The organism is Leucobacter chinensis, from assembly GCF_019049105.1.
GTDB classification, from domain to species: domain Bacteria; phylum Actinomycetota; class Actinomycetes; order Actinomycetales; family Microbacteriaceae; genus Leucobacter_A; species Leucobacter_A chinensis.
Genome location: NZ_JAHQZR010000001.1, coordinates 192,082 through 205,570, shown reverse-complemented (window position 1 = coordinate 205,570; position 13,489 = coordinate 192,082). Strand labels below are relative to the sequence as shown.

General features: G+C 62.5%; 15 protein-coding genes. 4 read left to right on the top strand and 11 right to left on the bottom strand.

Going from position 1 to position 13,489, the window contains the following annotated elements; all coding sequences use genetic code 11:
- Window positions 1-42: 42 nt before the first annotated feature.
- On the top strand, window positions 43-1,425 hold the full coding sequence (locus KTJ78_RS01020) for an aminopeptidase P family protein (protein ID WP_217131861.1): 1,383 nt from the start codon (window positions 43-45) through the stop codon (window positions 1,423-1,425).
- Window positions 1,426-1,484: 59 nt separating this feature from the next.
- Here KTJ78_RS01020 and KTJ78_RS01015 read toward each other — a convergent pair whose 3' ends face one another.
- Entirely contained in the window at window positions 1,485-1,985 is a 501-nt protein-coding gene (locus tag KTJ78_RS01015) for a YflT domain-containing protein (RefSeq protein WP_254259229.1), read from the bottom strand.
- A gap of 50 nt (window positions 1,986-2,035) precedes the next feature.
- Between KTJ78_RS01015 and KTJ78_RS01010 the strand changes: the two genes are divergently transcribed.
- Entirely contained in the window at window positions 2,036-3,187 is a 1,152-nt protein-coding gene (locus tag KTJ78_RS01010) for a P-loop NTPase (protein ID WP_369807915.1), read from the top strand.
- Here the strand turns inward: KTJ78_RS01010 and KTJ78_RS01005 are convergent.
- Complete coding sequence (locus KTJ78_RS01005) at window positions 3,184-3,618, bottom strand: twin-arginine translocase TatA/TatE family subunit (protein WP_217131859.1); 435 nt, start codon at window positions 3,616-3,618, stop codon at window positions 3,184-3,186. The two genes, KTJ78_RS01010 and KTJ78_RS01005, sit on opposite strands and share 4 nt — an antisense overlap.
- A gap of 24 nt (window positions 3,619-3,642) precedes the next feature.
- Here KTJ78_RS01005 and KTJ78_RS01000 point away from each other — a divergent pair, with 24 nt between their 5' ends.
- Window positions 3,643-4,272 (top strand): O-methyltransferase, encoded by a 630-nt coding sequence (locus tag KTJ78_RS01000; protein WP_217131858.1) that lies wholly within the window; start codon window positions 3,643-3,645, stop codon window positions 4,270-4,272.
- A gap of 65 nt (window positions 4,273-4,337) precedes the next feature.
- Here KTJ78_RS01000 and KTJ78_RS00995 read toward each other — a convergent pair whose 3' ends face one another.
- The 8 genes from KTJ78_RS00995 to KTJ78_RS00960 all read right to left on the bottom strand — a co-directional run bounded on the left by KTJ78_RS00995 (window position 4,338) and on the right by KTJ78_RS00960 (window position 11,341).
- Window positions 4,338-4,508 (bottom strand): DUF3117 domain-containing protein, encoded by a 171-nt coding sequence (locus KTJ78_RS00995; RefSeq protein WP_217131856.1) that lies wholly within the window; start codon window positions 4,506-4,508, stop codon window positions 4,338-4,340.
- 185 nt (window positions 4,509-4,693) lie between these two features.
- Window positions 4,694-5,986 carry a citrate synthase gene (locus tag KTJ78_RS00990; RefSeq protein ID WP_217131854.1) on the bottom strand — a complete coding sequence of 431 codons (1,293 nt, stop codon included), beginning with the start codon at window positions 5,984-5,986 and terminating at the stop codon, window positions 4,694-4,696.
- A gap of 215 nt (window positions 5,987-6,201) precedes the next feature.
- On the bottom strand, window positions 6,202-6,519 hold the full coding sequence (fdxA, locus tag KTJ78_RS00985) for a ferredoxin (protein ID WP_217131852.1): 318 nt from the start codon (window positions 6,517-6,519) through the stop codon (window positions 6,202-6,204).
- 35 nt (window positions 6,520-6,554) lie between these two features.
- Entirely contained in the window at window positions 6,555-7,019 is a 465-nt protein-coding gene (locus KTJ78_RS00980) for a prepilin peptidase (RefSeq protein WP_217131850.1), read from the bottom strand.
- A complete protein-coding gene (gene argB / locus KTJ78_RS00975; RefSeq protein ID WP_217131848.1) occupies window positions 7,016-7,930 on the bottom strand; it encodes an acetylglutamate kinase in 915 nt (304 codons plus the stop codon). Before argB ends, KTJ78_RS00980 begins: the two co-directional genes overlap by 4 nt.
- An 11-nt stretch (window positions 7,931-7,941) precedes the next feature.
- The gene (argJ, locus tag KTJ78_RS00970) at window positions 7,942-9,099 is read right to left on the bottom strand and encodes a bifunctional glutamate N-acetyltransferase/amino-acid acetyltransferase ArgJ (protein ID WP_217131846.1); all 1,158 of its coding nucleotides are present in this window, start codon (window positions 9,097-9,099) and stop codon (window positions 7,942-7,944) included.
- Window positions 9,100-9,112: 13 nt separating this feature from the next.
- Entirely contained in the window at window positions 9,113-10,162 is a 1,050-nt protein-coding gene (gene argC / locus KTJ78_RS00965; RefSeq protein ID WP_217131844.1) for an N-acetyl-gamma-glutamyl-phosphate reductase, read from the bottom strand.
- Between the two features lie 39 nt (window positions 10,163-10,201).
- On the bottom strand, window positions 10,202-11,341 hold the full coding sequence (locus tag KTJ78_RS00960) for an aminotransferase-like domain-containing protein (protein WP_217131842.1): 1,140 nt from the start codon (window positions 11,339-11,341) through the stop codon (window positions 10,202-10,204).
- Between the two features lie 75 nt (window positions 11,342-11,416).
- Here KTJ78_RS00960 and pdxS point away from each other — a divergent pair, with 75 nt between their 5' ends.
- Window positions 11,417-12,337, top strand: coding sequence for a pyridoxal 5'-phosphate synthase lyase subunit PdxS (pdxS, locus tag KTJ78_RS00955; protein ID WP_217131840.1), 921 nt, complete (start codon window positions 11,417-11,419; stop codon window positions 12,335-12,337).
- Window positions 12,338-12,416: 79 nt separating this feature from the next.
- Here pdxS and KTJ78_RS00950 read toward each other — a convergent pair whose 3' ends face one another.
- Window positions 12,417-13,487, bottom strand: a complete 1,071-nt coding sequence (locus KTJ78_RS00950) for an enoyl-CoA hydratase/isomerase family protein (protein WP_217131838.1) — start codon at window positions 13,485-13,487, stop codon at window positions 12,417-12,419.
- Window positions 13,488-13,489: the final 2 nt, after the last annotated feature.

Genomic DNA, 13,489 nt, shown 5'->3' with positions numbered 1-13,489 from the left:
GGTACTCCGCCCTTTCTCTGATTGCGGTGAGATAATCGAGTCATGTCGAAAACCACCACGCACTCAGCAGAGATCAGTAACGAAAACCGTTCAACCACCCCGACGACCGAGCGTTTCACCACGTACATTCGCTCACAGTGGGCCGATGATGCGCGTGAGGTTCCCGAGGCAAGGCCAGCGGCACCCTACGCAGCACAGCGCCGCAGCGCCCTCAGCGAGCAGTTCTTGGGCAAACGTCTCGTCATCGAGGCTGGCCTCGCGAAGCAGCGCTCGAACGATACCTTTTACATCTTTCGTGCTCACTCGGCGTTCAGCCACCTGACCGGTTGGGGCGCAGACGCCCTTCCCGGTTCGATTCTCGTGCTCGAGCCGAACGCGTCGGGCCACGACGCAACCCTCTTCTTTCCAGAGAGCGCTGGCAAAGACACCGATGAGTTCTTCGCGAACCCCACCGTCGGCGAGTTCTGGACCGGCAAGCGCCCGAGTCTCGCACAGGTTGCCGGCGATCTCGGCCTGAAGACCCGCTCGCTCGCAGAGTTCGCTTCAGAACCGGGTGACGTCACGCTCGCAAACGCCGAGCTTTCCCGTGCCGTTTCTGAGCTGCGACTCGTGAAAGACGAGTACGAGATTGAGCAGATGCGCGAGGCGGTCATGGCGACCGAGCAGGGCTTCAACGCCGTCATCGAGGCGTTCCCCCGCGCCACGCAGCACCCCCGTGGCGAACGCGTCGTCGAGGGCGCCTTCGGCATGCAGGCTCGCCTCGACGGCAACGGTGTCGGTTACGAGACCATCGCCGCCTCTGGCCCTCACGCCTGCACGCTGCACTGGGAAAAGAACAATGGAGCGGTGCTCGAGGGCGACCTGCTGCTGCTTGACGCCGGCATCGAGCTCGACAGTCTGTACACCGCAGACATCACGCGTACACTGCCAATCTCAGGCACCTTCAGCCCGGTACAGCGCAAGGTCTACGAGGCCGTGCTCGAGGCCGCCGATGCTGCGCACGCGATTGTGCGCCCCGGCATCACCTTCCACGAGGTACACGACACCGCAATGGCGGTCATCGAGCGCAAGACCCGCGAGTGGGGCTTCTTACCCGAGAAGGAAGAGGGCGACGAGACCCCGTACCACCGCCGCTACATGGTGCACGGCACGAGCCACCACCTGGGGCTCGACGTGCACGACTGCGCACAGGCGAAGCGCGAACTGTATATGGATGGCGTACTTGAGCCAGGCATGGTCTTCACGATCGAGCCCGGCCTGTACTTCCAGCCCGAAGACCTCACCGTTCCCGAAGAGTTTCGCGGCATCGGCGTGCGCATCGAAGACGACATCGTCGTGACCGAGACGGGGCACGAGAGCCTCTCGGCGCATATTCCCCGCACCGCTGACGACGTCGAGGCGTGGGTGCAGCGGCTCAACCGCTAAGCACCCCGAACCTTGGAAGCGCGCAGTGCCCGGCAAGGGCGCTGCGCGCTTTTTGCTGACTACTTAGCGTTTGCCGCGTTAATGAGCGTCTGCCTCGCCTGGTGCACGAGCTCTGGTTCGGTCACGAGATCGTAGCGACCCGCGACGAGCTGCATGACCGACGCAAAGTCGCGCCGGTTGCGGTTAATGCCGTGGGTAAAGAGACCGAACAGCATGCCGAAGCCGGCACCGATCGCAATTGCCGAAACGAAGATCCCGGCGAACTGCGCCCCCGGCTGCACGATGAGCAGAATGAGCGAGAGAAAGAGGCCGAGGTACATGCCCGAGAGCGCACCCATAAGCGCGACCCTGCCCCAGGTCACCTTGCCGGTCACCCGCTCCACACTGCGAATGTCATCGCCGACAATGGCCACCTGGTTGACCGGAAAATCAGCGCGCGCGAGCGTATCGACCGCGTGCTGGGCATTCTGGTACGTGTCGTAGGTCGAGATAATCTCGCCCTTCGGAATGACCGGGGTCATCATGGCTTGGCGTCGCGACATGGGCGAAAGGTTCGTCATAGTGCAATTCTCTCATGATCCACTGAGCAACGGGTGAGCACTTCGGTACCATGGAGGCAATGAATACTGCACTGTGGAAAGCTCTCTCTCGGGTCATCGACCCAGAGATTCGCAAGCCCATCACCGATCTGGGCATGATCACCCAGGCCACGGTCGAGGGCGAAACCGCCGTGATCACGCTGCTGCTCACGATCGTCGGTTGCCCCGCGGCACGCTCGATCGAACGCGATACTCGCGAGGCCGCACTGTCGGTCGAGGGTGTCTCAGAGATTGACCTCACCGTCGGCGTCATGACGCCCGCACAGCGAACCGAGTTCATTGAAAAGGTGCGCGGTAAGGCAGCGCAGCGCGACCCCCAGTTTGGCCCCGACTCGCTCACCCGCATCATCGCGGTCACGAGCGGTAAGGGCGGCGTCGGCAAGTCAAGTGTGACCGCCAATCTCGCGTTTGCGCTCGAACGCCGTGGGTACTCGGTCGGCATTATCGACGCTGACATTTTCGGCTTTTCGATTCCCGCGCTCCTCGGACTCTCGCGAGACGGTGTCACGCAGCTGCCGACCCGCATCGACGACCTTATGGTTCCACCGGTCGGGCACGGGGTGAAGGCGATCTCGATCGGCATGTTCTTGGGCGACGCTGATCCACGAGAAACCGCGGTCTCGTGGCGAGGCCCCATGCTGCACCGCACGCTCGAGCAGTTCTTGCGCGACGTCTGGTTCGGCGACCTCGACTTCCTGCTGCTCGACCTACCACCCGGCACGGGTGATGTTGCCCTGAGCGTCGGGCAGCTGCTTCCACAGTCAGAGGTGCTCGTTGTCACGACACCGCAGGTCGCCGCGGCCGACGTCGCGGTGCGAAGCGGCATTCTCGCGATGCAGAGCGGTCAGCGCCTGCTCGGTGTCGTCGAAACGATGTCTGGCCTCGCGCAACCCGACGGCCAAGTACTCGAGGTGTTCGGTTCTGGCGGCGGATCAGCCGTGGCCGAGCGGCTCACCGAACTCGCCTCCCAGCGCGAGGGCTCGCTGCCAGAGGTGAAGCTCCTGGCCAAGGTTCCGCTCAGCGTCCCGTTTCGTGAGGCGGGCGACTCGGGTGAGCCCGCTCCGCTCGATGACCCTGCCGTCGTCGCGATCGCTGAGCTCGCCGAACGCATCGCCCCGAGGCCGGGAGGCCTCGCGGGCCGTTCGTTACCGCTGAGTGTTTAGGTCGCCTCGTCGTCGAAGTTAAAGTCGCTCGCGATCTCATGCGAACTGCCGTACATGGCGCTCAAGGCACCAGCCGCTCCTGCAGCGGCGGCTCCTTCGCCAACGCCCTCACCTGACGGGCGCTTACGCGCCCTCGACGCGGCGACCGCTCGTGCACGTCTCGCCTCGGGTGAACGCTCTTCTTCATCGAGCGCATCACGAATGATGCGGCGGGGGTCGTACTGCCTCGGGTCGAGCTGCTTCCAGTCGACCTCGTCGTACTCGTCACCCATCTCTTCTTTCACGCGCTCCTTGGCGCCCTCGGTCATGCGCCTGATGGTTTTTACGAGTTCGCCAAGCTTCTGCGCGTAATACGGCAACCGTTCTGGGCCGAGCACGATGAGTGCTATCACCAAGACAATGGCAAGCTTTTGAAACGTGAGACCACCCATGCCTCAATGTTATAGCCTTGATGCATGACTAAGTATGAGAGTGGTTGGCAATACACCGAGCAGTACCCGAACGAGGGCGACACCCAGGTGAAGGCTCGGCGGCTCTCGCTCGAAGTCGGGGTCGAGCCCGTGAGCCGTGCCATTGCTGCCCAACTCTCGTCGATTCCCGTCATGACGGGCGCAACGACACTGCTTGAGATCGGCACCGGTGTTGGCGTGAGTGGCCTCGCCCTCATGCGATACGCCCCCGATGCACACCTCACCTCGCTCGACATCGAAGCTGAGGCCCAGAAGCACGCGCGCCAGCTCCTTATCGAGTCGGGCGTCGCCGCCTCACAGTTTCGGCTCGTCGCGGGCGACGCCAAGCAGGTGCTGCCTCGATTTAACCAAGACTCATACGACCTCATTCACATTGATGGCGAGAAACGTGACCTGCTTGACTACGTCGAGCTTTCGCTCCCTCTCTTGCGTGTCGGCGGCACAATCGTCATCCCTCACGCCCTCGCCGGCGGCAAGGTTGCCGACCCTGCCTCGCGCGACGAGGTTACAACCCTCATCAGAGACCTCCTGGCGACCGTACAAGACGCTGAGGCGGTTGTGCCTGCGCTCTCACCCGTGGGCGACGGTCTACTCACGCTCACCCGCCGTCAGTAATCGCTGATGAAACACGAAAGCGGCCCAGATTGCTCCGGGCCGCTTTCATCAGATAGTTCTTGGGGCTATTCGCCGATCACGCCGGTGATCACCTTGCGAAGCTCGGCGGCTTCTTCGTCGTTAACCGATACCACGAGTCGCCCTCCGCCTTCGAGGGGAACTCGCAGAACGATGACTCGACCCTCGCGCTCGGCTTCCATGGGTCCGTCTGTGGTCCTGGGTTTCATAGCCGCCATGTGGCCTCCTCTGTTTCACGTGTAGGTCTCTATTATCCCGCGAATCGAGACGAACCGCTAACTTCCGGCCAAAATGTTACTGACTTGTTCGCTTGTAGACAGCAAAGAAGGGTGCGGATCGAAGCGTTGACGACCCACACCCTCCGAGGCTCGCGAGCGGCGAATGCCGTTCCCGAGCGAGTAGCTTAGCGGTCCAGGTGACGTTCTGGCGAGCCCGTGTACAGCTGCTGCGGGCGACCAATCTTCGTGCCGAGATCGAGACGCGCTTCACGCCAGTGGGCGATCCACCCGGGAAGCCTGCCGATGGCGAAGAGCACGGTGAACATGCGGGTCGGGAAGCCCATGGCCTTGTAGATGACGCCCGTATAGAAGTCGACGTTCGGGTAGAGGCGGCGTTCCTGGAAGTACGAGTCGTTGAGCGCGATCTGCTCAAGCTCCTGCGCGAGGTCGAGCAGCGGGTCGTTCACACCGAGCTCGGCGAGCACGCGGCCTGCGCTCTCTTTCACAATGCGAGCGCGGGGGTCGTAGTTCTTGTAGACCCGGTGCCCGAAGCCCATGAGCTTCACACCGTCTTCTTTGTTCTTGACCTTCTCGACGAACGAACGCACGCCCTCGCCGGAGTCGCGAATCTGGCCGAGCATGTCGAGCACTGCTTCGTTTGCGCCGCCGTGCAGCGGGCCAGAGAGCGCGTTGATGCCCGCTGAAATCGAAGAGAAAAGGTTGGCGCCGGTCGAGCCCACGAGACGTACGGTCGAGGTTGAGGCGTTTTGCTCGTGATCGGCGTGCAGAATGAGCAGCTTGTCGAGCGCGTCGACGAGCACAGGGTTGATCTCGTACTCCTCGGCCATGGTGCCAAAGTTCAGGCGCAGGAAGTTCTCAACGAAGCTGTGGTTGTTGTCGGGGTACAGAGTCGCCTGACCGATCGACTTCTTGTGCGCGTAGGCCGCGAGCACGGGAAGCTTCGCGAGCAGACGAATGGTGTTGACCTCGACGAACTCTTCAACACTCGTGTCGAGTGACGACTCGTAGTAGGTTGACATCACCTGCAGGCCGCCCGAGAGCGCCGCCATGGGGTGCCCGGTGTGCGGCAGGCCCTCGAAGTAGTAACGCATGTCTTCGTGCAGCAGCGTGTGGCGACGAATGTTGTCGTCAAAAGCCGTGAGCTCTGCGGGGGTTGGCATTTCGCCGTAGATGAGCAGGTAGGCAACCTCGAGAAAAGTCGACTGCTGTGCGAGCTCTTCGATCGGGTAGCCGCGGTACCGCAGGATTCCCTGGTCGCCATCAATGTAGGTGATGGCTGAGCGGGTCGAAGCGGTGTTCACAAAACCGTAATCGAGGGCGGTGAGCCCCGACTGTGCGGTCAGCTTGCTTACGTCGATCGATGATCGGCCGTCGGTGGCCGGGAGGATGGGCAGCTCTGCCTCTCCACCCGGAAATGTGAGCTTCGCGGTACCTTGCCCCTGAGCGTTATTCGCCACGGCGTCTCCAATCTGCGCCAACTCACTTCGTGGTGGTTAGCGGCAATACGATGATTTCTCATCTACCTTAACCCGAAAATTCAATGAGCAGTGAATCGGAGTTGTTGAATGAACCCTACAGTTCAGATGGTTCGAACCTGTGTGAAGCGAATAATTGTCGCAACCCTCAATGATTCCCTCTCGTCTGTGCACGTTGGCACAGTTTTTACCGAGGGCTAGGCCATGGGAGGCAGTTCGGCAACGATTGGATGGTCGAAGTCGTAGGCCCCAACCTTGGCTGCACCGCCGGGCGAACCCACCTTGTCGAAAAACTCGACGTTCACGCGATAGTAGACCTCCCAGACCTCTGGGGTGTCATCTTCATAATAAATCGCTTCTACGGGGCACACAGGCTCGCAGGCGCCGCAATCTACGCACTCGTCGGGGTGAATGTAGAGCATACGTTCGCCCTCGTAAATGCAATCAACCGGGCATTCATCGATGCAAGCTCGGTCTTTGACATCAACGCATGGCAAAGCAATAATGTACGTCATTTCATAGCCCCTTTCACTGGCGACGCGGTCAGCCTCTAGTGTACCGCCCAGAAAAGCGCGAACCCTGCACCCACGAGCATCCACGGGGCAAACGGAATCGAGATTCGCGCTTTTGCGCGCCCAAACAGCAGCGCTGCGGCGGCCGCAAGACCACCCGCCAGAAACATGGCAAAGCCGCCGACAAGCACCGCGCCATAGCCTCCATAAAGCCCAAGCATTGAGCCGAGGTACCCGGCAAACTTCACGTCACCACCGCCAAGGCTACCCCGCGAGGCAAGCGCGACAAGGTACCACACGGTAAAGAGCGCGAGGCCACCCATAACCGTGCGAATGAGCGGTGCGGCGTCAGCTTCACCGAGCGCAGTGACGCCCGCCACCACCCAGGCGAAAACCGTCGCTGGCAGCACCAGGAGGTTGGGAATGCGCATGGTGCGCTGGTCAATGACCGCGATCACAACAGCGATCGCGGTAAGCACTGCCCCCAGCGCCCAGCCGATCATGCCTCGTGGCTAGGGACAACCTCGGTGCCAATTCCCGCTGCCGTGAGAATCTCAATGAGTAGCGAGTGCGGTTTGCGCCCGTCGATGATCGCCGCCTTGGGCACCCCGTTTTGCACCGAATCGAGGCAGGCCTGCATTTTCGGGATCATGCCGCTCTCAAGCTCGGGCATGAGCGCGATGAGTTCGTCAGTCGTGATCGATGAGACGAGCGAGGAGGTGTCTGGCCAGTTCGCGTAGAGCCCCGCAACATCGGTAAGAATGACGAGCTTCTCAGCCCCAATCGCCTGAGCAAGCGCCGATGCGGCCGCGTCGGCATTCACGTTGAGAGCCTCAGCCACGTCTTCTCCGTTGGGCGCGATCGATGACACGACCGGAATGAGCCCCCGATCAATGAGCCCCAGCACGGCTTCGGGTCGCACATCAACGACGTCGCCGACGAGACCCAGATCAACCTCACGCCCATCAACCAGTACCGGGCCCCGCTTCTCGGCGGTAAAGAGTCCGGCGTCAGCCCCGGCGAGCCCAGCGGCAAGTGGGCCGTGCTCGTTAATCCGGTCAACGAGCCCCGGGTTCACCTGCCCCGTGAGCACCATGCGCACAACGTCCATGGCCTCTGGCGTCGTCACACGGTAGCCACCCTCAAAGGTGCTCTCGATCCCGAGTCTTTCGAGCATCGTGTTAATCTGTGGGCCGCCACCGTGCACCACCACCGGCTTCAGCCCGGCGTAGTGCAGGTACACAATGTCTTCGGCAAACGCGGTCATGAGTTCGTCAGAGACCATCGCGTTACCGCCAAATTTCACGACGACAATCGCGCCACGAAACTTCTTCAACCAAGTGAGCGACTCGATGAGCACCGCGGCTTTCTCAGCAGCGAGGTCTTGTTCGCGCTCGCGAACGCTACCCGTCATGGGATTCTTTCCTAACTCGAGTACGCGCTGTTTTCGTGCACGTATTCGTGGGTGAGATCGTTGGTCAAAATCGTTGCCGTGTGCTCGCCAGCTTTGAGGTCAATCAGCACGTGGGTGTTGCGTGGGGTCAGGTCACAGTCGTCAACCGGCCGATCGGGAGCACCCTCGCTGCACAGACGCACCCCGTTAAACGAGACGTCTACCTTGTACGGGTCGAAATCGGCTTTCGTGGTGCCGATCGCAGCGAGCACGCGGCCCCAGTTCGGATCGTTGCCAAAAATCGCGGCCTTGAAGAGGTTGTTTCGGGCAACGGCGCGGCCCACCTCTTCTGCGTCCTGCTCGTCAGCGGCGCCCACGACCTCGATATCAATGTCGTGGGTAGCGCCCTCGGCATCGGCTTGGAGTTGCTTCGCGAGATCTCGCATCACCTCGGTGAGCGCCTCGGCGAATTGCACCTCGTCGGCCTCGACGCCAGAGGCGCCAGAGGCCAGGAGCGTCACCTGGTCATTCGTTGACATGCACCCGTCTGAATCAAGGCGGTTGAAGCTGAGCTCAGAGCCCGTGGCAAGCGCGCGTGCGAGCGACTCATTGTTCATCACGGCATCGGTCGTAATGACCACGAGCATCGTGGCGAGGCCGGGAGCGAGCATGCCAGCCCCCTTCGCAATGGCAGCGATGCGCCACCCTGCCTCGCTCTCGAAAAAGCCATTTTTTTCGACGCTGTCGGTCGTGAGAATCGCAGCAGCAGCCGTCTCATCGTCGTCAGACAGCTGGCGCACAAGGGTCGGAACGTTGGTCACGATTTTGTCGCGAAAGGCCTGATCGCCGGTGCCGATGAGCCCGGTCGAGCACACGAGTACCTCAGAAGCTTCAAGCCCAAGCTCAGCGGCAGCCGCCTCGGCCGTGAGCCTCGAGGTCTCAAAACCAAAGTCGCCGGTGAAACAGTTCGCCCCGCCTGAGTTCAGCACGATCGCACGTGGCGTTCGTGCCCGCATCGCCTGCTTTGACCAAAGAATCGGGTTTGCCTGCGCACGGTTGCCCGTGAATACCACGGCCGCAGCGGGGTGCGGCCCGTCATTCACGACGAGTGCGAGGTCTGGTTTGCCGGTCGATTTGAGCCCTACCGCGATTCCAGCAGAGCGAAACCCTGCCGCCTTGGTGACCGTCACAGTGATTCCTTTCCTACGGCGCTACGCCGTTAACGCTGAGGCCACTCGCTTCGGGAAGCCCTAGAGCAATGTTAGCCGACTGAATCGCGGCGCCAGCGGTTCCCTTCGCCAAATTGTCGAGCGCGGCAACGACCACCACCCGACCAGCGGCCTCGTCAACGGCGAGCCCCATGAGGCAAGTGTTGGCACCGAGGGTATCGGCGGTTCGCGGGAAGACGCCCTCGGGCAAGAGCCTCACGAAGTGCTCGTCGCCGTAGGCTGCGCTCCACGCCTCACGCACCTCGGCCGCGCTCAACCCCGCTTTCAACGGCGCCGTCGAGGTCGCAAGAATGCCGCGGCTCATGGGCACGAGCACGGGCGTGAAGCTGAGGCTAGGGGTTTCGAGGGCACCAGCCCAACGCAACGACTGCTGAATCTCGGGAATGTGCCGGTGCGATCCGCCGACCGCGTAGGGGTTCGCCGTGCCCATGAGCTCGGCCCCGAGCAGATGCTGCTTTGCGGCCTTGCCTGCACCTGATGGCCCTACGGCAAGCACGCTCACGAGGTCACGCGGCTCGATCACGCCGGCGGCAATGCCGGGCGCGAGCGAGAGCGCAACGGTCGAGGCGTTGCAGCCAGGCGCGGCGATGTGGGTCGCTCCTGCGAGTTGCTCGCGCTGTTTCTGGCCCTCGCCAATAAGCAGCTCGGGAACCCCGTAGGTCCACGCGTCAAAGAACTCGCCGCCGTAAAAGGCATCCCAATCGGCCTGCGAGACGAGCCGGTGGTCGGCGCCGCAGTCGATCACGAGCCGGGTGTTGGTGAGCTGCGCGCTCAGCGCCCCTGAAGCACCGTGCGGCAGCGCAAAGAAGACGATATCGTGCCCGTCGAGCACCTCAGCGGTGGTTGGCTGCAGCGTGAGATGCGCGAGCGAGAGCAGGTGCGGCTGCGAGAGCGCCAGTGGCTGCCCCGCGGTTGAGTGCCCGGTCACGGTCACGACGTCGAAGTTCGGGTGCTCTGCGAGAAGCCTGAGCAGCTCGCCCCCTGCGTACCCACTCGCCCCTGCTACCGCTACCCGATACCGCACACGTGCCTCCTCATATCCTGGCTGTTTCGCACCATTGTCTCATGAGGTGACCTCGTGGCGTTGTCTCGCTCGACGCAACCGGGCAACGTGCCTGCGCAGCTCACCAGCTCCCAGCAGCTCTGAGAGCGCGATTTGCAAGATCGGCGAGACCGGGCAGCCGAGGTCGCGTCGAACCGGCAAGAGCATCGTGCGGATCGAGGCTGGCACAATGAGAAAGCCCGCCGCGAGCGTGAACGAGAGCGTCGCCGAAAAGCTGCCGAGTGTCGCAACGACTCCTCGTTCTGGGTCATCGAGCGTCGCGAACGTTGGAAGTGGCGCACGCGTATAGCGCTGCTCGCTATCAAAGTCATCTTCGATGAGCATGACGCCGCGCTTGCTGGCCCACTCGAGTAGTTCGAGCCTGCGTTTGAGGGGCATGAGGCCTCCCCCGGGAAACTGGAAGCTCGGGGTGATGATGATCGCGTCAAGAACTGCCTCTGGCAGCCCCTCGACGAGGATGCCATCGTCATCAGCGGGCAGCGACACCGCAGTCGCGCCGTGCCGCTCGGCGACCTCCCGTAGTGATGCGGGCCCCTCTGCTTCAAACCCGATAACGAGGCTGCGCCCTCTCGTCGTGCCGAGCGCCGTGAGAATAAGACTGAGCCCCTCACGAACACCAGCGGTGACAAGCAGGTCGTTCGTGGAGCGAACGGTGCCTCGCATCGCACGCAGGTGCTCTGAGACCTGGTACAGGAGCTCGGGATCGCCCTCAACCGGCATGGGTCGCCCAATGCGCTCAGAGACGGCTGCCTTGCGCCACGCAGCCCGCCACGCGGGTCTGGCACTGAGATCGGCAATCGGTTTCGGTTGCTGGTGCGCCGGGTGAGCGGCGCGGGCACTCGGGACACTCTGGGCTACCGGCGGCACGTAGTGGTGAATCTCGGTGAGGCGTTCGTTCACTCGCGTGCCGAGCCCCTGCCCCGACGAGAAGTAGCCTTCAGCGACAAGCTGCTCATAGGCGGTCACGACGGTGCCGCGAGACACTCCAAGCCTTGCGGCGAGGTCACGCGTTGGCGGGAGGCGATCGCCGGGGCGCAACGCACCCGATTCGATTTCGTGCCGCAGGGCGAGCACCAGTTTTGCCGAGAGTGACCCTGGCGTTTGCCGGTCAAGCTGAATCACGAGTTCGACCTCTGACACGTCAACTCCTTTGGTCTAATGATTTATTTCATTATTGGACTTTAATTTACACCAAGAGCCATTCATACTGCTCATATGACTACCAAGTACAGCAGTAATGCATTCGAATACACCCCATCAGCACTCGTGAAGCGCGGCGTTGCCGACAGCCTCAAGGGCGGCGTGATCATGGATGTCGTGACGCCCGAGCAGGCCCGCATCGCCGAAGATTCGGGGGCGGTCGCCGTCATGGCCCTCGAGCGCGTTCCGGCCGACATTCGCGCGCAGGGCGGCGTAGCACGCATGTCGAGCCCCGACCTCATCGAAGGCATCATCGAGACCGTCGACATTCCGGTCATGGCAAAGGCCCGTATCGGCCACTTCGTCGAGGCGCAGGTGCTCGAGCACCTTGGCGTCGACTACATCGACGAGTCAGAGGTACTCTCACCCGCCGACTACGCCCACCACATTGACAAGCAGGCCTTCAAGGTTCCTTTCGTGTGTGGTGCCACCCACCTCGCCGAGGCGCTTCGCCGTATCACCGAAGGCGCTGCCTTCATTCGCTCGAAGGGCGAGGCAGGCACGGGCGACGTGTCACAGGCTACGCAGCACATTCGCGTGATCCTCGCTGAGATCGCTGAGCTACACGCCAAGTACCAGTCGAACCCCGATGAGCTCTACGTGGCAGCGAAAGAATTGCAGGCACCCTACGAACTCGTACGCGAGGTCGCAGAGACCGGCAAACTGCCCGTCACCCTCTTCACCGCGGGCGGCGTTGCAACCCCAGCAGACGCGGCAATGATGATGCAGCTCGGCGCCGACGGAGTGTTCGTGGGCTCGGGCATCTTCAAGTCAGGAGACCCGGCAGCACGCGCCCGGGCGATCGTGAAGGCAACCGCGAACTTCCAAGATCCCGCCGTCATCGCCGAGGCATCGCGCGGGCTCGGCGAAGCCATGGTGGGCATCAACGTAAGCGATCTTCCGGCGCCGCACCGCCTGGCAGAGCGCGGCTGGTAACCACTCAACACCCCAGAGTGAAGGGGCGAGACCAGGCACCACGATGGCCACGTCTCGCCCCTTCACTCGGTGTAAAGCGTTATTCGACGGGGTTGATGATGACAGCGATGTCTGCAGCCTCGACAGCCTCGAGCGTGGCCGGGTTCCATGCCGGCGCGTTATCTTTGTCGATCACCCGGGCGCGCACACCCTCGACAAAATCACGCTGGAAGAGTCTGCTGCACACCCTGAGATCGTCACGAAGCACCTGCTCAAGTGTCAGCCCAAGCTGCCTGGTACGGGTGATCTGAGCGAGCGTCACGATTACTGAGGTAGGGCTCATCTCGCGAATGGTTGCCGCAACTTCTGGCATGCGCTCTTCGGCGAGCGCCACGAGCCGCAGCGCCGCCGCGATGGCCCACTCACCGAGGTCGAGGGCCGCGGGCGAGAACGACGGGGCCGAGAGGGCCTCGCCAAAGAGCTCGTCGATCTCGTGCTGCCGAGCAATGAGCTTCGACTCGGGAGCCTCGGTGGCAAAGCTGGCGATGATCCGCTCGATGCTCTCGTTGTCTTCGCCGCCCTCGGCAAGCGCTGTGGTGAGCTCAGGCAGGCGATCGCGCGCCACGAAGACATCAGCAAAGCCAAGGGCTATCGCATCGCCGGCGTCCATCTGGCCGCTCGAGACCGCGAGGTACTCGCCGAGGTGTCCCGGTGCGTTGGCGAGCAGCAGGTGCCCACCGACGTCGGGAACGATGCCAATGCGTGTCTCGGGCATCGCGAGCCGGCTCGTCTCAGTGACGATACGGTGCGCGGCGTGCCCCGTAAGCCCAATGCCGCCGCCCATCGTGATGCCGTCCATCAACCCGATCACGGGAATCGGGAGCTCCTGTGTCATGAGGTCAAGCACGTACTCCCGCTCGATGAACTCATGAGCATGCTGGGCACCGTCTTGGGCCATGGCCTTGATGTCGCCGCCGCCGCATAGGCCCCGGTCGCCGGCACCGGTAATCACGACGGCACGCGAGCCGTCGGTCGCGGCGTACTCGAGGGCCTGAATCATGATCTCGACCATTTCGAGGGTGAGCGCGTTAATGGCTCTTGGCCGATTCAACGTCACACGGGTGATATGGCCGAGTCGATCGATCAATACGGGTGCATCATTGGATTCCATAC

Bases quoted from the DNA above. Each gene is read 5' to 3' on its own strand.
- KTJ78_RS01000 (WP_217131858.1), top strand. From the start codon at position 3,643: ATGACTAAGTATGAGAGTGGTTGGCAATACACCGAGCAGTACCCGAAC.
- fdxA (WP_217131852.1), bottom strand. From the start codon at position 6,519: ATGACGTACATTATTGCTTTGCCATGCGTTGATGTCAAAGACCGAGCT.
- pdxS (WP_217131840.1), top strand. From the start codon at position 11,417: ATGACTACCAAGTACAGCAGTAATGCATTCGAATACACCCCATCAGCA.
- KTJ78_RS01010 (WP_369807915.1), top strand. From the start codon at position 2,036: ATGGAGGCAATGAATACTGCACTGTGGAAAGCTCTCTCTCGGGTCATC.
- KTJ78_RS00980 (WP_217131850.1), bottom strand. From the start codon at position 7,019: ATGATCGGCTGGGCGCTGGGGGCAGTGCTTACCGCGATCGCTGTTGTG.
- KTJ78_RS00950 (WP_217131838.1), bottom strand. From the start codon at position 13,487: ATGGAATCCAATGATGCACCCGTATTGATCGATCGACTCGGCCATATC.
- KTJ78_RS00995 (WP_217131856.1), bottom strand. From the start codon at position 4,508: ATGGCGGCTATGAAACCCAGGACCACAGACGGACCCATGGAAGCCGAG.
- argB (WP_217131848.1), bottom strand. From the start codon at position 7,930: ATGACGGGTAGCGTTCGCGAGCGCGAACAAGACCTCGCTGCTGAGAAA.
- KTJ78_RS01020 (WP_217131861.1), top strand. From the start codon at position 43: ATGTCGAAAACCACCACGCACTCAGCAGAGATCAGTAACGAAAACCGT.
- KTJ78_RS01015 (WP_254259229.1), bottom strand. From the start codon at position 1,985: ATGACGAACCTTTCGCCCATGTCGCGACGCCAAGCCATGATGACCCCG.
- KTJ78_RS01005 (WP_217131859.1), bottom strand. From the start codon at position 3,618: ATGGGTGGTCTCACGTTTCAAAAGCTTGCCATTGTCTTGGTGATAGCA.